A 16,427-nucleotide genomic window follows, 5' to 3' on the forward strand; every position below is an offset into this window, starting at 1 on the left:
CAGCCCACCGGCCTCCACCCGGCCGCCTGCAAGGGGGCAGCCTCTATCATTCAGGGCGTGACCACTGACCTTTCCAGCCGCCTGAACCGCGAAGAGGCCAACCAGGAACTGTTCGAGCTGCTGCGCATCCCCAGCGTCAGCAGCGACTCCACCCGCAAGGCCGACATGCACGCCGCCGCCGACTTCCTGCGCGCCAAACTCGCCGCGATCGGCTTCACGGCCCGCGTGGACGCCACCCAGGGCCACCCCGTCGTGTACGCCGAACACCTCCAGGCACCCGGTCAGCCCACCGTGCTGATCTACGGCCACTACGACGTGCAGCCCGAAGCCCCACTGGAAGAGTGGGTCACGCCGCCCTTCGAACCCACCGTCCGCGACGGCCGCATCTACGCCCGCGGCAGCACCGACGACAAGGGCCAGGCCTACGCGCACGTGAAAGGCGTGGAACTGCTGCTTCAGCAGGGCCCCCTGCCCGTGAACGTGAAATTCCTGCTGGAAGGGGAGGAGGAGGTCGGCAGCCCCAACCTCGAACCGTACCTGCGCGACCACGCCCAGGAACTCGCCTGCGACGTGATCGTGATCAGCGACGGCAGCCGCTTCGCCGCGGACGTGCCCACCGTCACCTACGGCCTGCGCGGCCTGAGCTACGTGGAAATTCACGTGCAGGGCGCCAACCGCGACCTGCACAGCGGCAGCTACGGCGGCGCGGCACCCAACCCCATCAACGCCCTGTGCGAGATCATCGCCAAATTGAAGGACGAGCAGGGCCGCGTCACCATCCCCGGCTTCTACGACGGCGTGGAAGACCTCACCCCCGAGGAACGCGAGATGTGGGCCAAACTCCCCCACGACGACGCCGAGTTCGCCGCCAGCATCGGCGTGCCCGCCCTGCCCGGCGAGGCCGGGTACAGCACCCTGGAACGCATCTGGGCCCGCCCGACCCTGGACGTGAACGGCATCTGGGGCGGCTTCCAGGGCGAAGGCAGCAAAACCGTGATCGCCGCCAAGGCCGGCGCGAAGGTCAGCATGCGCCTCGTCCCCGGGCAGAACCCCGCCCGCATCACCCGCCTGATCCAGGAGTACGTCCCGCAGATCGCCCCGCAGGGCGTGCACGCCGAAGTCCGCGAGCACCACGGCGGGCAGCCCGTGAAGTTCGACCTGAGCAGTCCCTACATCAAGGCCGCCGACCGCGCCCTGAAACGCGTGTTCGGCCGCGAGGCCGCGTTCGCCCGCACCGGCGGGAGCATCCCGATCGTCGCGGCGTTCAGCGCCATCCTGAAAGCCCCCGTGCTGCTGGTGGACATGGGCCTGAACGAGGACGCCCCCCACAGCCCCAACGAGAGCTTCGCGATCAGCGACTACCACAACGGCATCCTGACCAGCGCCTACCTGCTGGAAGAACTCGCGCAGTAAGGTGCCGCGCCTGAACCTCGGCTTTCTCGCCTCGCACGGCGGAAGCGCCGCGAAGCACCTGGTCGCCGCCTGCCACGCCGGCACGCTGAACGCCACGCCCCTGGCCCTGGTCAGCAACAACAGCCGCTCCCCCGCGCTCGCCTGGGCGCGGGAGGCTGGCCTGCAGACCGCGCACCTCAGCAGCGCCAAACATCCCGACCCCGCCACCCTCGACCACGCCATCCTCGCCTTCCTCACCACCGCCGGCGTGGACACCCTGGTCCTCAGCGGGTACATGCGCGAACTCGGCCCGCAGGTCCTCACGCACTACGCCGGGCGGATCATCAACATCCACCCCAGCCTGCTGCCCCGCCACGGCGGCCGCGGCATGTACGGCGACCGCGTGCACGAGGCGGTGCTTACCGCCGGGGACACCGAGAGCGGCGCGTCCGTGCACCTCGTCACCCAGGGCATCGACGAGGGCCCCGTCCTCGCCCAGACCCGCGTGCCCGTCCTGCCCGGCGATACGCTGGACACCCTGAAAGCCCGCGTGCAGGCCGTGGAAGGCGACCTTATGCTCCGGGCGCTGCAGGACCTGGCGCGGGGGTAAATCACGAGCGGTTTGACCGGAAGACCTGCGCCCAGGCGACGAACGGTAAGGAATGCGTCTGGGAGACGGACGCCGGCTCCTGCGCCGATATCCGCGCCGGGCCGGTCACTCGGCCGCTGGATGTACCGTTCCAGGGGCAGCCCCTGCGTATCCGGGACACCAGCTACCGCTGACTGTCTTTGTACCCGGCCGGTACAGCTGTAAATAGATATCTGCGCAGGCGGTGGCCTGAACCCGGACGTGTACGCCGTGTGTGACGTTCTCCCCAGGGGAACGTGGCCGATTACGGACACTGAGACCATAGACGCTGCTGAGATGGGGGCTGTCCTCCGGCCGGGAGCTTTAGCGTCGGGCAGGCGGCGACTGAGGCCCGGAAGGTGCAGCCGGCCGGTTCTGGGGGCGTGGCCTGGAGGGCCTTGGCAGCGACAACTTGAACCGCGTTCAACAATCTGGTCTTGTGGGGCGCATGACCCCACCCGAGCTCCCCGCCTTCGCCGCCGCCGCCGTGAAGGCGGCCCTGCATGCCATCCCCATGAACGCCACCGTGGGCGTGCGCATCACGGGGGTCGGGGTGGGCTGGGCGGCCGGCGAATGCCCGGACACGCCGCCCTTTCGCAACCACCTGGGCACCATTCATGCCGGGGCGCAGTTCCTGCTGGCCGAGGCGGTAAGCGGCGCGGCCTTCGCGGGCGCGTTCGCGCAGTACCTGAGCACCGCCGTGCCCCTGATCGAGAAACTGGACACGCATTACGTCGGCCGCGCCGTGGGCGACCTGACCGCCCGCGCCGAGTGCGACCCCGGGGACCTGCCGGCCGCGCACGCCGCGTTCGCCGCCGAGGGGCGCGCCCGCCTGACCGTGAAGGTCACCGTCCGGGACGGCGAGGACAAGCCTGTCATGGAAGCCCTGGCCCACTGGTACCTGCGGGACCGGCCGGCCGCCCCGGCGCCGCAGGACTGAAGCGTTCCGCCCGTCCCGACCGGCTGACCTCCCCCCGCGCGGGCCGGCGGGGGAGGTCACACGCCCCCACGCCCCGGCGTAGTCTGCGGGCATGAGCGTCATGCTTCTCGACCACATGGGCATCGCCACCCCCGACCTGGACCAGGGAAGCGCCCCGTACCTCGCGCTGGGCCTCACGCCGGACGGCCCGGACGAACTGGTGCAGTCGCAGGGCGTGAACGTCCGCGTGTTCCGGGTGGGGCAGAGCATGATCGAACTGCTCGCCCCGGCCCGCCCGGACAGCGCCATCGCGCGGTACCTGGAGAAGAACCGGCCCGGGCTGCATCACACCGCGTACCGCGTGGCGCACCTGGATGCCGAGGTGGAGCGCCTGCGGGGCCTGGGCGCCACGTTCCTGAGCGAGCAGCCCGGCCCGGGCCTGCACGGCACGCGGGTGATCTTCCTGCACCCGAAGTGGGGCCAGGGCACCCTGATCGAGCTGGTGGAACACCCGGCCGGCGGGACCGGGCATTGAGTCAGGGCCGCCGGGGCCGCTGGTGGCTGACCAGCGGCCTGATCGCTGCCGGCATCTGGGTCGTGAGCGGCATGAGCGACACGCCCGGCCCGGGCCTCGCGCACCCGTGGGACTGGGCGGCGCACGGCGTGACGTACCTCGCGCTGGCGTTCAGCCTGACCCGGGCGACCGGGAGTGCCGGGGCGGCGCTGGCGTTGGCCGCGTGGTACGGCGCGCTGGACGAGGTGCACCAGTCCTTCGTGCCCGGCCGGGAGGCGGGCCTGCCGGACTGGCTGGCGGACGTGACCGGCGCGTGGCTGGGCGTGACGCTGGCCGGGTGGCGCCGCACTCCCGCGCCCCAGCCGGCCACCCCTGACTGACCCGGGCGGGCCAAGGCGGGTCGGAATTCTGTGCGGCGCGGCCCGCTAGTCTGCTCGCATGTCGTTCTCTCTGTCCGCCGCGTCTGCCCGGCCCCCCGGCACCCCGCCCGACCTGCAGGCCGCCCTGACCCAGTTGGACGGCGTGATCCTGGGCAAGGGCACGCAGGTGCGGCTGGCGGTGGCGTGCCTGCTGGCGCGCGGTCACCTGCTGATCGAGGACCAGCCCGGCGTGGGCAAGACCACCCTGGCGCACGCCCTGGCCCGCACCTTCGGGCTGGACTTCCGGCGGGTGCAGTTCACGTCCGACCTGCTCCCGGCTGACCTGCTGGGGGTGAGCATCTGGGACGCGGCGAGCAGCACCTTCCGCTTCCAGCCGGGCCCGGTGTTCAGCGAGGTGCTGCTCGCCGACGAGATCAACCGCGCCACGCCCCGCACGCAGGGCGCGCTGCTGGAGGCCATGGAGGAGCGGCAGGTGTCCGAGGGCGGCACCACCCGCCTGCTGCCGGACCCGTTCTTCGTGATCGCCACGCAGAACCCGGCGGCGTTCGTGGGCACCTCGCCGCTGCCGGAAGCGCAGCTGGACCGCTTCCTGCTCACGGTGACGCTGGGTTACCCGGACGTCCGGGCCGAGCGGCAGCTGCTGGAAACGGGCGGCCGCGGGCAGCGCGTGCGTGACCTCCCGGCGCTGCTGGGCGCCCCGGACCTGACCCGCATGGCCCGCGAGGTGGACGCCGTGCACGCCGCGCCGCCCCTGCTGGACTACGTGCAGGTGCTGGCCCGCGCCACCCGGGAACACCCGGCGCTGGAGGCCGGCCTGAGCCCCCGCGCGCTGCTGGCCCTGCTGTCCGTGTCGCGGGCGTGGGCGTATCTGCACGGGCGGGCCATGGTGCTCCCGGAGGACATCCAGGCGGTGTTCGCCCCGCTATGCGCGCACCGCCTGCCCCTGCGGGACGCGGGCGTGCGCGTGCAGGACGTCATCGACCGCGTGCTCGCGGACACGCCGATTCCCTGAGATGCGGCCGGCGCTCGGCGGTGTCCGCCCCACCCCGTTCGGGCTGTGGTTCCTGCTGCTGGTGCTGCTCACGCTGGTGGGCTGCATCAACTACAGCCTCAGCCTGGGTTACGGCCTGACCTTCCTGCTGCTGGGCGCATGGATGCTCGCGGGCCTGCACCTGGACCGCACCGCCCGGCTCGTCCGGGGCACCCTCCAGGCGGCCGGACCGGTCACCGCCGGACAGGTCGCGCCATTCACGCTGCAGCTGGCCGGCCTGTCCACCCGCGTGCCGTTGACCCTGACCGTGCGCGGCAGCCAGGGCCAGCGCGCCCGGCTGCGGCAGTCGGCGGGCGGCCCGGACCAGCCCGTCCTCCCCCTCAGGCTGTCCGCTCCGCTGCGCGGCCCGCTGACCGTGACCTCCGCCCGCCTGGTCCTGAGTGACGCTTTCGGGCTGTGGCACGTGGCGCGGCCCGTCACGCTGCCCGGCCCGGTCACCGTGTCCCCGGCCCCCACCCCCTCGGCCCTGCCGCCTGCCACCCCACACGCCGCCGGGGACGGCCAGCTCCGCCGCGTGCCCGGCCCGGACGAGTTCGCAGGCCTGCGGCCGTACCAGCCGGGGGACTCGCCAAGGCAGGTCTCCTGGCGGCACGCGGCCCGCACCGGGCAGCTCCTCACCCGTGAGACGGATGCCCCCGCCGGGCAGGCCCGCGTGCTGGACTGGGCCGACACGCGCGGCCCCACCGAGGCGCGCGTGTCGCAGCTGGCCGGCTGGGTGGAGGCCGCCCGAGTGACCGGCACGCCCTTCGCCCTGCGCGTCCCCGGTCACCCGGGGGCCTTCGGGGCGGGGGAGGCGCACGCGCAGGCGGCCCGCGCGATTCTGGCGCACCTGGACCCCCTGCCCGACCCGCCGAAGGTCGCGCCCGCCTCCACCGACGACCTCCCGGACGCGGGCGCGTGGACGACCACCCTGGCCGCTCTGGCGTTCGCGCTGGCACCACTGGTCCTGCGTCAGCCGCTGCTGATGAGCGTGCTCACGTTCGGGCTGCTGGGGTACACCTTCGCCCGTCTTCGGCGGTCCCTGCCGGCCCCGGGGCTCGCGGTGCTGGCGGGCGCGGCCGTGCTGGGCGGGGCATACCTGAACAGTGTGTACGGCACGCTGCTCGGCGTGGACGCCGGCACGGCCATGCTGGGCCTGCTGCTGGTCCTGAAGGCCGCCGAATCCCGCACCGGCCGGGACGCGCGGCTGCTGATCCTGCTGGGCCTGTTTCAGACCAGTACGCATTTCTTCGCCGGTCAGGGGCCGCTCACGGCGCTGCACACCGTGCTGGCCGCCGCGGGCCTGCTCGGCGCCGCGGCGCGTCTGACCTCGCCCGACGCCGCCTCCGGGCAGCCCGGGCTGCGGGTGGCCGGGCGGATGCTGGCGCTGGCCGTGCCGCTCGCCGCGCTGCTGTTCCTGCTGTTCCCCCGCCCGGACGGCCCGCTGTGGCGCCTTCCGCTGAGCGCCTCGGCGCAGACGGGCCTGGCGAACGAGATCACCGCCGGGGAGTACAGCGCCCTGGCACAGAACGACGCCGTGGCCTTCCGCGCCGATTTCGGCGGCACGCCCCCAGCGCCGGCTGAGCGGTACTGGCGCGGCCCGGTGTACGAGGCGTACGACGGGGTGCGCTGGACCCAGGTGCGCCTGAACGGCCCGAACCCCACGCTCACTCAGACCGGCCCGGCCGTGGGGTACACGCTCACGCTAGAACCGAACGGCACTCCGTGGCTGCCGGCGCTCGACACCCCCGTGGCGGTGCCGGCCGGTGCAGTCCTCACCACCGCTTTCCAGGCGGCCACGCGCCCCACCGGCGCCCGGTCCCGGTACCGCCTGAGCAGCGCGCCCGCCCGGCGAGGCGAACGGGAGGACCCGTTCCGGCTGGACCTGAATCTGCGCCGGCCGGCCGGGGAGAGCCCCCGCGCGGCGCAGTTCGGGGCGTCCTGGGCGGCGCTGCCCGCGCCGGAGCGGGTGCAGGCGGGCCTGGCCTTCCTCCGGCAGGGCGACTTCACCTACACGCTCACGCCGCCCACCCTGCCGGAACGGAACCGCGTGGACGCCTTCCTGTACGGCACCCGCCGCGGCTTCTGCGAGCATTACGCCTCGGCCTTCGCGTTCCTGATGCGCGCGGCTGGCGTGCCGGCGCGGATCGTGGGCGGATACCTGGGCGGGCAGGTGAACCCGGCCGGCAACTACCTGATCGTGCGCCAGCAGGACGCGCACGCCTGGGTGGAAGTCTGGCTGGCCGGACAGGGATGGGTGCGGGTGGATCCCACGGCCGCCATCGCGCCCGCCCGCGTGAACGCGAACGTCGGCACGGCCCTGACCCGCCCGCAGGCGAGCGCCGCGCCGGAACCGACCGCCCTGGCCCGCGCGCGGCTGGGGCTGGACGCCCTGCAGAACCGCTGGAACGACCTGGTCGTCGGGTACGACGGCGAGCAGCAGCGCAGCGCCCTGGCCCGCATCGGCGTGCAGGGCGCCGCCGCGCAGGTGGGCGCGCTGGCGGTGGGCCTGGTGCTGGCAGGCGCGATGGCGCTGTTTTTCCTGCGCCGGCAGACCGCGCCCCGCGACCCCATGCAGCGCACGCTGGACGACCTGACCCGCCGCACCGGGGAACCCCTGGGCCCCGGGGAGACGCTCAGCGCGTACGCGGAGCGGGTGGGGGCCCTGCGCCCGGACATGCGCCCCGGTTTGAGGCAGGTGCGGGACCTGTACCACGCGGCCCGCTACGCCCCGCAGCCGGGCGAGGCGGCCCTGCGCGCCCTGCGGGAGGCGGTGCGAAAGCTCCGCTGACTCCATTCGGGCGGGGACGCTCCGGTAGGATGGGCGGGTGAACGTTCAGCGGCTTCTCCTCTCGTCCGTCGCGGGCCTGTCGTCCGCCCTGATTGCGTACAGCGCGTTTTTCACGGGTGGGAACCTCGCGGGCGTCATGGCGTACCTGCGGCAGCGCGGCGCGGCCCGCCGACTGGAGGCGTCCGGGGCGGACGCCGCGCAGGTGCAGGCGGCCCGGGACCGGCTGCACGACCTGGGCCTGAGCATCGCCGACCCCGCTTACGCCGCGCAGATGATTCCCGTGGCCCTGCTGATCGGCTTGGCGGTGGGCCTGCTGATGTGGTGGCTGTTCGCCGGTCGCGTGAGCGGCGCGGCGCGCCCGGACGTGGAGGAACGCATGGTGCTGCGCCTCGCTCACCGACTTGGGGGGCAGTTCACGCTGACGCAGCTCACGGAGATCAGCCCCCTCAGTGCCGATCAGGCGCACGTGGTGACCGCGCGCATGCTTCAGGAGGGCCACCTGCGCCGCACCGAGGGCGGGTTCACGCTCGCATGAGCGCCTGGACGGCCGATCAGCTCGCGCAGCTGCTGCACGAGGCGAACGCGCATCCCTGGGAGAGCGTGCAGGCGGCCCTGGACGGCATCGAGGGCCAGCCGCACCCGCGCGTGGCGTGGCTCACCACGCACCTGTCCGTCACGAAACGCGAGTACGCCGCCCTGATCGCCGCCGCGGCCGGCGCCCCCACCCCGCCGGACGACGCGGGCCTGAGCGCCCTGATGGCCTGGGAGGTGGAGGCCGTGCGTGCCCTTACCTCCGCGCAGCTGGGCGCCCGCCTCACCCATGCGGGCGCGGACCTGAGCGTCGCGGACCTGATCCGCCTGAACGCCCGGCACACCGCGTGGCACGCCGGGCAGATCGCGGCGCTCAAGCCCCGCACCCGGATGGCCTGAGCGTGCCGGACGACCGCCCGTTCCTCACGCCGCCCAGCGCCGCGGGCCAGGAGGCCGGCGGGGCCAGTCCGGCCCCGCTGTTCGACCTGGCAGTGAACCGAGCGTGGCGCATCGTGCAGACGACCGGCCCGGCTGCCCTGGACGCTTGGCACGCCCGCACGCGGTTCGCGCGCCGGGTGCCGCTCAGCGTGATCCGCGCGCACCTCGCGTCCCGCCCGGCCGAGGGCGAGTGGCACTGGGAGGGCGGGGAGCACGGGGGCTGGGCGCCGGGCCGCTCCCTGTTCCCCTGACCAGCCTCAGCGCATCAGCGTCTGCGCGGCGACCTGCACCGCCCGGGTGATCTCCGCCTGGGGCAGATAGGGGAGACGGGTGTCCTCGGCGGCCAGGAACGCGTTGGCCGGCAGGTGCAGGAACCCGCACGGCACGGCCGCCCGGCCGCTGCGGTGCAGATGGTGCAGCGCGTGGAACATCACGGCGTTGCACACGTACAGGCCCGCGCTGTTGCTGATGCTGCCGGGAACCTCGGCGTCCCGCCACGCCGCCAGGAGGTCCCGCAGCGGAAGGGTGCTCAGGTAGGCGGCCGGCACGGCGGCCCCCTCCTCGCCGGGCGCGCACACGGGCGCGTCCCGGTAGGTCTGCCCGGTGTTGTCCGGAATGGGGAAGTCCATGACGTTCACCGCCACGCGTTCCAGCGTCACCTGCGGCCGGCCCGCTGCGAGCCCCGTGAGCAGCACCGCGCCGGGCTGGAGGCTGTCCAGCAGGGGCGTGAGTGCGGCCGCGGCGCCGCCCGGGTCCACCGGCAGCAGCGCCGCGTGCACCTGCCAGTCCCCCACGGTCAGGCCGTGCAGGGCCTCGGCGGCCTGGGCGCTGGGGTTCACGGGGTGCGTGTGAAACGGCTCGAAACCGGTGAGGAGCAGCGTGGGCATACGGGCCGCAGCATACGCCCACGTTCGCCGGGGCGCGCGCCCGGTATGCTCCCTCCATGCCGGAACTGCCGGAAGTGGAAACCACCCGCCGCAAGATCGAACCGCTGCTCAAGGGCCGCACCATCCTGCGCGTGCAGCACGACGCCCCGCACCGCTACGCGAACACGCACCTCGCGGAGGGCCGGCGCGTGCAGGGCCTGTCCCGTCGCGGCAAGTACCTGCTGCTGCAGCTCGCGGCCGCCGACGCCGCCGAGGACGACCCGCACGACCTGGAATTCATCGTGCACCTGGGCATGACCGGCGGATTCCGGCTGGAGAGCACCCCGCACACCCGCGTGACCCTCACCACCGACGGCGGCGAGCTGTACTTTCACGACCCGCGCCGGTTCGGGAAGATGGCGGTCGTGACGCCCGGCGCGTACGCCGGGATGCCCACCCTGGCCGGCATGGGCCCCGAACCCCTCTCCGACGACTTCCGCGAGGCCGATTTCGTGAAGGCCGCCGCGACCTGCGGCGCGGTGAAGCCCTGGCTGCTGTCCCAGAAGCCGGTGAGCGGCGTGGGGAACATCTACGCCGACGAGGCCCTCTGGGAAGCGAGGATTCACCCCGCGCAGACCCGCCTGAAGCCCGCCGAGGCGAAACGGCTGTACCACGCCATCCGCAGGGTCATGGGGGACGCCGTGAACGCGGGCGGCAGCAGCCTGGGGGACGGGCTGGGCAACTACCGCCAGCACGACGGTGAACCGGGCGGCTTCCAGGACCGCCACCACGCCTACGGCAAGGACGGCACCCCCTGCCCCCGCTGCGGCACGGACATCGCCAAGACGGTGCTCGCGCAGCGCGGCACGCACTACTGCCCGACCTGCCAGGTCCTGCGCCCCTAAACCCATCACCACGAAGAAGGCAGAGGACCAAAGCGGCGCCTCTGCCTTCTTTCTCGCGTCGTCTTAGCCCTGCTGGTGTTCCAGCGCGGCCTTCACGAAGCCCGCGAAGGGCGGGCTGGGCCGCATGGGCCGGCTCTTGAATTCCGGGTGGGCCTGCAACGCCACGAAGTACGGGTGCCCGGGAATCTCGATGCTCTCCACCAGGCCCGCGCCGCGGCCCTCCACCCCCGGGGTCACGCCGCTGATGTTCAGCCCGGCCTGCTTGAGTTCGCCCACGTAGGCGGGGTTCACCTCGAAGCGGTGGCGGTGGCGTTCCTTGACGGTGCCGCCCTGCGGAACGCCGTACAGCTCGGCGATCTTCGTGCCGGCGTTCAGCTGCATGGGCCAGTCGCCCAGGCGCATGGTGCCGCCCATGCCCTCGACTTCCAGCTGTTCGGGCATCAGGTCGATGACCTTGTGCGGGGCGTACTCGTCGAATTCGGCGCTGTTCGCGCCGGCGAGGCCGGCCACGTTGCGGGCGTACTCGATCACGGCGATCTGCATGCCCAGGCAGATGCCCAGGTACGGCACGCCGCGCGTGCGGGCGTACTCGGCCGCCCGGATCTTGCCCTCGATGCCGCGAATCCCGAAGCCGCCCGGAACGAGGATGCCGTCAGCGTCCCCGAGCTGTTTTTCCAGTTCGCCCTCGCCGGCCTCGGCGAGTTCCTCGGCGTTCACCCACTTGATGGTCACGCGGGCGTCGTTGGCGATCCCGGCGTGCGTGAGGGACTCCATCAGGCTCAGGTACGCGTCGGGCATGGCGGTGTACTTCCCGGCGATGGCGATCTTCACCTCGTTCGCGGGCTGCTTGATGGTGCGGACCGCGTGCGTCCACACGCCCAGGTTCGGCAGGGTGCGTTCCAGGCCCAGCAGGTCCTCCACGGCCTTCCCGAGGCCCTGCTCCTCCAGCGCCAGCGGCACCTCGTACACGTGCGCGACGTCGTAGCTGGAAAAGACCCGGTTCTCGCGCACGCTGGTGAACAGCGCGATCTTCTTCGTGATTTCCGGCGGGAGCTTTTCCTTGCTGCGGACCATCACGATGTCCGGCGCGATGCCGTATGAGCGCAGGGCCGCCACGCTGTGCTGCGTGGGCTTGGTCTTGAACTCGTGGCTGGTGCCCAGGTAAGGCACCAGCGTCAGGTGCAGGAACAGGACGTTCTCGTCGCCCTCGTCGAACTTGAACTGCCGGATCGCTTCCAGGAAGGGCAGGGACTCGATGTCGCCCACGGTGCCGCCCACCTCGATCAGCACGATCTCCGCCCCGGCGGTCTCGCCGGCGGCGCGGATGCGGCGCTTGATCTCGTCGGTGACGTGCGGGATGACCTGCACGGTCTGGGAGAGGTAGTCCCCGGCGCGTTCCTTGCGGATCACTTCCTGGTACACCTGCCCGGTGGTGATGTTGCTGCCCGGCGGAATGTCCAGGTCCAGGAAGCGTTCGTAGTTGCCGATGTCCAGGTCCGTCTCGGCGCCCGAGGCGGTCACGAAGCACTCGCCGTGCTCGTAGGGCCGCATGGTGCCCGCGTCGATGTTGATGTAGGGGTCGATCTTGACGGCCGTGACCTTATACCCGCGCGCCCGCAGGAGCGCGCCCAGGGAAGCGCTTGCCACGCCCTTCCCGAGACTGCTGACCACGCCGCCCGTAACGAAGATGTATTTCATGCCTGACCCGAAAGCGCCTGACCCCCGAGCCGGAAACGAGTGGGGCCAAAAACAAAAACCGGGGCGCTTCGGCCTCCGGGATTACAGGATACCACGCCCGCTCACCGATCCGGCTGCGGCACCCACACCACCGCCTCGTCCGCGTCCAGCGGCTCGTAGCGGGGCCACAACCGGTCGTAGGCCTCCGCGGGCAGATGCAGCGCGCCCGGCTCCCGGTTGCGCCGGGCGATGCGCGCCCGCGCCACGTCGGCCGGCACGCTCAGGGCGTACAGGGTCAGGGGAACCCCCAGCGCCGCCGCCTGCGCCCGCAGCGCGTCCCGGTGCCGGCGCGCCCAGAAGCCGTAATCCAGCACGACGTGCAGGCCCAGCGAGGCCGCGCGCGGCCACAGGCGGTCCAGCTCCGCCGTGACGCGGCGGGCCGCCCCGGGAAACTCCTCCGGCCCCAGGTCCGGGCCGTGCAGGGCGACCACCCACTCGTCCGTGTTGAACCGCAGGCCCGGCAGGTCCCGTTCCAGTTGCCGGGCGAAAGTCGTCTTGCCCGCGGCGAGAAAGCCGTGCACTGCGTGGATGTGCCCGGGCGCACTCACCGCGGCCAGAAGTGCCACAGGCCGTACGCGCCCAGCAGCAGGTGCAGCGCGAACTTCGCGCCCAGCCCCGTGAACAGGCCCACCACGGTGCCCCAGGTGGAGGCCAGCGCCTCGTTCACGGGCCGGCGCACCAGCAGCAGTTCCGCCAGGAACGCCCCGGCGGGCGGGCCCAGGAACAGGCCCAGCGGCGGCAGCAGCAGCCCGCCCACGATCCCGCCGGCCAGCGCGCCCCACATCGCCTGCCGGCTCCCGCCGTACTTCCGGGCGCCCCACGCGGACGCGGCATTGTCCACCACCATCGCCAGGACCGTCAGCAGCAGGAAGACCAGCAGGAACAGCCCGTCGGCGCCCCACTGGAAGCCGTCCAGCAACGCGGCCGTGGCCGCCCCCGCGAAGATGATCAGGGTGGCGGGCACCACCGGCAGGAAGGTGGAGCCCAGGCCGACCAGCCACACGATCAGGAACACCCAGAAGGGGAGACTCATACGGCGCAGAGTACGCGGCGCCGGCCCACTAGGTTCCCCACCCAGGGCACAACAGAAACCCCCACCGGGAAGGTGGGGGACTTTGGTTGCAGGGACAGGATTTGAACCTGCGACCTCCGGGTTATGAGCCCGACGAGCTACCAGACTGCTCTACCCTGCGTTACTCTGGTTCCTGTTTTCCGCGTGCCAGAGGCCGTTGGTCTCTTTCGCGCTCAGGAATAGTACCTCGACTTTCCCGGGCTGTCAACTTTGTGTCACGTGCCACCCTGCCCCCACCCGCCCCCGCCCTTACCCTGACCCCATGCCCGACGCCGCGCCCCCCGCGCCCAGCCCCCTGAGCACCCGGAAACTGCGGCACATCGAGGCCTGCCTGCTCCCCGAAAGCCAGTACCAGCACGTCACCACCGGCCTCGAACGCGTGCCCTGGCTGTACCGCGCGCTGCCCGAAACGGACCTGGACGACGTGGACCTCCGCACCACCTTCCTGGGCCGGGCCCTCGCGGCCCCCGTGCTGATCGGCGCGATGACCGGCGGCGCCGAGAAGGCCCGCATCATCAACCGCCACCTCGCCACCGCCGCTGCGCGGCTGGGGATCGGCATGATGCTCGGCTCGCAGCGCGTCATGCTCGAACACCCGGACGCCGCCCCCACCTTCCAGGTCCGCGAGCACGCCCCCGACATCCTGCTCGTGGGCAACCTGGGCGCCGCGCAGTTCCTCCAGGGGTACGGTGCCGCCCAGGCCACCCGCGCCGTGCAGGAGGTAGGCGCCGACGCCCTCGCCATCCACGTCAACCCCCTCCAGGAAGCCCTGCAACCCGGCGGCGACACCCACTGGCAGGGCCTCACCGAACGCCTGAACAGCCTGGTGCCCCACCTGCCCTTCCCGGTCATCCTCAAGGAGGTCGGGCACGGCCTGGACCCCGCCACCATCCACGCCGTGCGCCCCGCCGGGTTCGCCGCGCTGGACGTGGCCGGCGCCGGCGGCACCAGCTGGGCCCGGGTGGAACAGCTCGTGCACCACGGCCAGGTGCTCAGTCCTGACCTGTGCGAACTCGGCCACCCCACTGCCGATGCCCTGCGCGCCGCCCGTCTGGCGGCCCCCGGCACGCCCCTGATCGCCTCCGGCGGCATCCGCACCGGCCTGGACGCCGCCCGCGCCCTCAGTCTGGGCGCCGGGGCGGTCGCGGTCGCCCGGCCCCTCCTGGCCCCCGCCCTGGACAGCGCGGACGCCGTGGAAGCGTGGCTGCGGACCTTCCTTCAGGACCTGCGGGTCGCGCTGTTCGTCGGCGGATTCCCCGACGTGCCCTCCGCGCGCGCGGCGTCCGGCTCGTCCTGAAGCGCCTCCACCACCTCCGGCTCCAGGGAATCCGGCGCGCTCCCTTCCTCCAGCCGGTCCGCCACCACCTCCTCCAGCCGGCCCAGGCGCGTCGTGACCGGGTCCGTCGCCACCAGGAACGCCGCCAGCAGTGTTATGCCGGCCGCCAGCAGGTGCAGCTGCACCGTGTCCAGGTCCAGCGCCGCCAGCCCCGCCGCGGCGCCCGCCGCGAGCAGCATCACCCAGATACTGCGGTCCCGCAGCCGCGCCCGGTGCGTCACGATCAGCGAATTCGCCCGCAGGCCCACCAGCGCGATCAACGCGCCCGCCAGCGGCCACGCGACCCACTGCTGACTCACCGCGTCCTTCTTCGCGTCCACGTCACTGATGCCGTGCCCCAGGCCCACGCCCACCATCACCACCGCCAGCGTGAACGGCAGGTGCCCGTACAGCCACGACAGCATCCGCCCCACCTGCCCCTCCACGTGCGCCGCCAGCAGCGGCAGCGCCCGCGCCTGATCGAAGTACAGCCGCCACAACCCCACCACCGTCAGGATTGCCGCCAGCGCCGGCACGAGGGTCGCCCACGTCAGCGCCTGCTTGCGCCCCCCGGTCACCACCTCCGTCACGATGGCGCCCAGCGCGATGATCTGCAGCAGCCCCACCCGCTCCGGCAGGTGCCCCTCATGCGGCAGCCGCGCATGCGCATGTGCGCGCGTGAACACCGGCGTGAGCACCTCCACGGCCAGCGCTGCCCCCCACAGCCCCAATTGCCCGCCCGAGCCGCCCGGCAACGCCGCCGACGCCAGCCACATCCCGCCCGCCAGCCCCTGCGACCCCGCCAGCCGCCACGGGAACGCCTCGCCCTCCTCCCGCGCCGCATGCAACGACTGCAGCGCCTGCAACACGCGGTTCACGCCGAACGCCAGCGCGAACGCCCGGCCCGTGTCCACCAGATCCCCGCGCAGCGTCAGGGCAATCATGCTCATCGTCACCAGCTGCGCCAGCGTGCCCCACCGATACGCCCGCGACTCGTTCCCATACCGCGAGGCGTACACCGCATTGCTCGCCCACGCCCACCACACCGCCCCGAACAGCAGCGTGAACACCCCCAGCTGCGCCAGCTGCGGTGCGTCCCCCAGCCGCTTCGCCAGCTGATCGAACGCCACCACGAAAATCAGGTCATAGAACAGCTCCAGCCACGTGACCTTCTGCTCCCCATGCCCCCCCTGCTCCTGCGAGGGCGGAACCTGCCCCTCCTGAAGGGTGACGTCGTCCGGCTGGCCGGCCGTCACCTCAGCCGCCCCAGCCCCTTGCGGATCAGCGCGTCCGCACTCGCCTCCGGTTCCGCTGCCACCAGCTCCGACACCAAGGCCCGCACCTGCGCCTCCCGGAACCCCAGCGCCAGCAGCGCCTCCACCGCGTCCCGGCCCGCCGTGCTCGCCACCGGCCGCGCCTTCCCGCCCGCGGCCACGCCCGCCACAGCCAGATGCTCCGGCACCTTGCCCTGCAATTCCAGCACCAGCCGCTCCGCGGTCTTCTTGCCCACCCCGGACACGCTGGACAGCAGCTTCGCGTCCCCGCTCAGCAGCCCCTGCGCCAGCGCCGACACCGGCATCGCCGACAACAGCGCCAGCCCCAGCTTCGGCCCCACCCCGCTCACCCCCGTCAGCAGATCAAACAGTTTCACGCTGTCCGCATCCAGAAACCCGAACAGCAACTGCGCGTCCTCCCGCACCACAAACCGCGTGTTCAGCTCCGCGCTCTCGCCCACCACCAGCTTCGAGAGCGTCCCCGCCGGGCACTGCACCTCATACCCCACGCCGCCCGCCACGACCACGGCACTCTGCTCCCTCACTTCACGCACCACGCCGGACAGGTAAGCAATCACCCGCCGATTCTAAAGGCCCACCCACACGCCCGCCGTGTCCAGCCACCCCAAAGGTCA

18 protein-coding genes and 1 tRNA gene are annotated in these 16,427 nt (G+C 72.5%); 12 read left to right on the plus strand and 7 right to left on the minus strand.

The window, feature by feature from the left end:
• Positions 1-57 precede the first annotated feature (57 nt).
• From DFI_RS05905 to DFI_RS05950, 10 genes are all read left to right on the plus strand, one after another.
• Complete coding sequence (locus DFI_RS05905; protein WP_027462497.1) at positions 58-1,413, plus strand: dipeptidase; 1,356 nt, start codon at positions 58-60, stop codon at positions 1,411-1,413.
• A 10-nt stretch (positions 1,414-1,423) separates the two neighbouring features.
• The gene (purN, locus tag DFI_RS05910; protein WP_027462498.1) at positions 1,424-2,002 is read left to right on the plus strand and encodes a phosphoribosylglycinamide formyltransferase; all 579 of its coding nucleotides are present in this window, start codon (positions 1,424-1,426) and stop codon (positions 2,000-2,002) included.
• A 466-nt stretch (positions 2,003-2,468) separates the two neighbouring features.
• Positions 2,469-2,960 (plus strand): DUF4442 domain-containing protein, encoded by a 492-nt coding sequence (locus DFI_RS05915; protein WP_027462499.1) that lies wholly within the window; start codon positions 2,469-2,471, stop codon positions 2,958-2,960.
• A 91-nt stretch (positions 2,961-3,051) separates the two neighbouring features.
• Positions 3,052-3,474 carry a VOC family protein gene (locus DFI_RS05920; RefSeq protein ID WP_027462500.1) on the plus strand — a complete coding sequence of 141 codons (423 nt, stop codon included), beginning with the start codon at positions 3,052-3,054 and terminating at the stop codon, positions 3,472-3,474.
• Positions 3,471-3,833 carry a VanZ family protein gene (locus DFI_RS05925; protein WP_043777609.1) on the plus strand — a complete coding sequence of 121 codons (363 nt, stop codon included), beginning with the start codon at positions 3,471-3,473 and terminating at the stop codon, positions 3,831-3,833. The genes DFI_RS05920 and DFI_RS05925 overlap by 4 nt, the downstream gene beginning before the upstream one ends.
• Before the next feature lie 58 nt (positions 3,834-3,891).
• Positions 3,892-4,845 (plus strand): AAA family ATPase, encoded by a 954-nt coding sequence (locus DFI_RS05930; RefSeq protein WP_022802249.1) that lies wholly within the window; start codon positions 3,892-3,894, stop codon positions 4,843-4,845.
• Position 4,846: 1 nt separating this feature from the next.
• Positions 4,847-7,654: a transglutaminaseTgpA domain-containing protein gene (locus DFI_RS05935; protein WP_027462501.1), complete on the plus strand. Its 2,808-nt coding sequence runs from the start codon at positions 4,847-4,849 to the stop codon at positions 7,652-7,654.
• Positions 7,655-7,691: 37 nt separating this feature from the next.
• Complete coding sequence (locus DFI_RS05940; protein WP_027462502.1) at positions 7,692-8,189, plus strand: hypothetical protein; 498 nt, start codon at positions 7,692-7,694, stop codon at positions 8,187-8,189.
• A complete protein-coding gene (locus tag DFI_RS05945) occupies positions 8,186-8,584 on the plus strand; it encodes a DinB family protein (protein ID WP_027462503.1) in 399 nt (132 codons plus the stop codon). Before DFI_RS05940 ends, DFI_RS05945 begins: the two co-directional genes overlap by 4 nt.
• Before the next feature lie 2 nt (positions 8,585-8,586).
• Positions 8,587-8,874 carry a hypothetical protein gene (locus DFI_RS05950; RefSeq protein ID WP_027462504.1) on the plus strand — a complete coding sequence of 96 codons (288 nt, stop codon included), beginning with the start codon at positions 8,587-8,589 and terminating at the stop codon, positions 8,872-8,874.
• 6 nt (positions 8,875-8,880) lie between these two features.
• Here the strand turns inward: DFI_RS05950 and DFI_RS05955 are convergent, their stop codons facing one another.
• Positions 8,881-9,510: a pyroglutamyl-peptidase I gene (locus DFI_RS05955; RefSeq protein ID WP_027462505.1), complete on the minus strand. Its 630-nt coding sequence runs from the start codon at positions 9,508-9,510 to the stop codon at positions 8,881-8,883.
• A 56-nt stretch (positions 9,511-9,566) separates the two neighbouring features.
• Here DFI_RS05955 and DFI_RS05960 point away from each other — a divergent pair, with 56 nt between their 5' ends.
• Positions 9,567-10,394 (plus strand): DNA-formamidopyrimidine glycosylase, encoded by an 828-nt coding sequence (locus tag DFI_RS05960; protein WP_027462506.1) that lies wholly within the window; start codon positions 9,567-9,569, stop codon positions 10,392-10,394.
• A gap of 63 nt (positions 10,395-10,457) precedes the next feature.
• On the opposite strand, the gene DFI_RS05965 is transcribed toward DFI_RS05960, so the two are convergent.
• From DFI_RS05965 to DFI_RS05980, 4 genes are all read right to left on the minus strand, one after another.
• Positions 10,458-12,092, minus strand: coding sequence for a CTP synthase (locus DFI_RS05965; protein ID WP_027462507.1), 1,635 nt, complete (start codon positions 12,090-12,092; stop codon positions 10,458-10,460).
• A gap of 101 nt (positions 12,093-12,193) precedes the next feature.
• Entirely contained in the window at positions 12,194-12,697 is a 504-nt protein-coding gene (locus DFI_RS05970; RefSeq protein ID WP_162145410.1) for a P-loop nucleotide/nucleoside kinase family protein, read from the minus strand.
• Complete coding sequence (locus DFI_RS05975; RefSeq protein ID WP_027462508.1) at positions 12,676-13,164, minus strand: DUF456 domain-containing protein; 489 nt, start codon at positions 13,162-13,164, stop codon at positions 12,676-12,678. Before DFI_RS05975 ends, DFI_RS05970 begins: the two co-directional genes overlap by 22 nt.
• Positions 13,165-13,247: 83 nt before the next feature.
• A tRNA-Met gene (locus DFI_RS05980) sits at positions 13,248-13,324 on the minus strand.
• Positions 13,325-13,465: 141 nt separating this feature from the next.
• Between DFI_RS05980 and fni the strand changes: the two genes are divergently transcribed.
• Positions 13,466-14,500 carry a type 2 isopentenyl-diphosphate Delta-isomerase gene (fni, locus tag DFI_RS05985; RefSeq protein WP_027462509.1) on the plus strand — a complete coding sequence of 345 codons (1,035 nt, stop codon included), beginning with the start codon at positions 13,466-13,468 and terminating at the stop codon, positions 14,498-14,500.
• Here fni and DFI_RS05990 read toward each other — a convergent pair.
• Together DFI_RS05990 and ruvA are read right to left on the minus strand one after the other, a co-directional pair.
• On the minus strand, positions 14,422-15,774 hold the full coding sequence (locus DFI_RS05990; protein ID WP_027462510.1) for a low temperature requirement protein A: 1,353 nt from the start codon (positions 15,772-15,774) through the stop codon (positions 14,422-14,424). The two genes, fni and DFI_RS05990, sit on opposite strands and share 79 nt — an antisense overlap.
• Positions 15,771-16,370 carry a Holliday junction branch migration protein RuvA gene (gene ruvA / locus DFI_RS05995; protein ID WP_027462511.1) on the minus strand — a complete coding sequence of 200 codons (600 nt, stop codon included), beginning with the start codon at positions 16,368-16,370 and terminating at the stop codon, positions 15,771-15,773. Before ruvA ends, DFI_RS05990 begins: the two co-directional genes overlap by 4 nt.
• Positions 16,371-16,427: the final 57 nt, after the last annotated feature.

It is taken from the genome of Deinococcus ficus (assembly GCF_003444775.1).
Taxonomy (GTDB): Bacteria; Deinococcota; Deinococci; order Deinococcales; family Deinococcaceae; genus Deinococcus; species Deinococcus ficus.

What these genes read in the sequence shown, in the direction of transcription:
- DFI_RS05915 (WP_027462499.1), top strand. Translation starts at nt 2,469, where the DNA reads ATGACCCCACCCGAGCTCCCCGCCTTCGCCGCCGCCGCCGTGAAGGCG.
- DFI_RS05920 (WP_027462500.1), top strand. Translation starts at nt 3,052, where the DNA reads ATGAGCGTCATGCTTCTCGACCACATGGGCATCGCCACCCCCGACCTG.
- DFI_RS05930 (WP_022802249.1), top strand. Translation starts at nt 3,892, where the DNA reads ATGTCGTTCTCTCTGTCCGCCGCGTCTGCCCGGCCCCCCGGCACCCCG.
- DFI_RS05935 (WP_027462501.1), top strand. Translation starts at nt 4,847, where the DNA reads ATGCGGCCGGCGCTCGGCGGTGTCCGCCCCACCCCGTTCGGGCTGTGG.
- DFI_RS05945 (WP_027462503.1), top strand. Translation starts at nt 8,186, where the DNA reads ATGAGCGCCTGGACGGCCGATCAGCTCGCGCAGCTGCTGCACGAGGCG.
- DFI_RS05955 (WP_027462505.1), bottom strand. Translation starts at nt 9,510, where the DNA reads ATGCCCACGCTGCTCCTCACCGGTTTCGAGCCGTTTCACACGCACCCC.
- DFI_RS05960 (WP_027462506.1), top strand. Translation starts at nt 9,567, where the DNA reads ATGCCGGAACTGCCGGAAGTGGAAACCACCCGCCGCAAGATCGAACCG.
- DFI_RS05965 (WP_027462507.1), bottom strand. Translation starts at nt 12,092, where the DNA reads ATGAAATACATCTTCGTTACGGGCGGCGTGGTCAGCAGTCTCGGGAAG.
- DFI_RS05975 (WP_027462508.1), bottom strand. Translation starts at nt 13,164, where the DNA reads ATGAGTCTCCCCTTCTGGGTGTTCCTGATCGTGTGGCTGGTCGGCCTG.
- fni (WP_027462509.1), top strand. Translation starts at nt 13,466, where the DNA reads ATGCCCGACGCCGCGCCCCCCGCGCCCAGCCCCCTGAGCACCCGGAAA.